Source organism: Mesorhizobium sp. M1050, from assembly GCF_040318715.1.
Taxonomy (GTDB): Bacteria; Pseudomonadota; Alphaproteobacteria; order Rhizobiales; family Rhizobiaceae; genus Mesorhizobium.
Window position 1 is genome coordinate 1 of sequence record NZ_JAMYMV010000185.1, and the last position, 554, is coordinate 554.

The window sequence follows — 554 nt, forward strand, 5'->3', positions numbered from 1 at the left end:
CGGGCGCATCGGCGGCGTCGTCGCCATCGACGGCAAGACCGTGCGCGGCTCCAAGCAGGACGCCGACGGGACAGGCGCGTTGCATCTCGTTCAGGCCTGGGCGCACGAGGCGGGCCTCGTGCTGGCGCAGCGGGCGGTGGACACCAAGAGCAACGAGATCACCGCCATTCCCGAGCTTCTCGACATGCTCGCCCTCGAAGGCGCGATCGTCACCATCGACGCGATGGGAACGCAAAGGCAGATCGCCGCCAAGATCGTCTCCAAGAAGGCCGATTATGTCCTGGCGCTCAAAGGCAATCAGGGAACTCTCGAGGAGGATGTCGCGCTGTTCTTCGACGATCCCGTGCTCGCGGCCGATTGTTCGTGTCATGAAGAAGAGCCGCAAGCCGGCCACGGCCGGATCGAGGAGCGCACGATCCGCGCCGCCGATGCCGCCTGGCTCGCCGAGCGTCATCCCGATTGGAAGGGGCTTGCGAGCTTTCTCGCCGTCACAACGCGTCGCACGATCAAGAAGACCGGCGCGGTCTCGATCGAGACGCGGCTCTTCATCTCCT

The 554-nt window shown here is 65.5% G+C and carries 1 protein-coding gene; it reads left to right on the top strand.

Annotated elements, in window-relative coordinates:
- The coding region (locus NKH57_RS33800) for an ISAs1 family transposase (RefSeq protein ID WP_352950710.1) at positions 1-554 on the top strand (554 nt) is incomplete at both ends.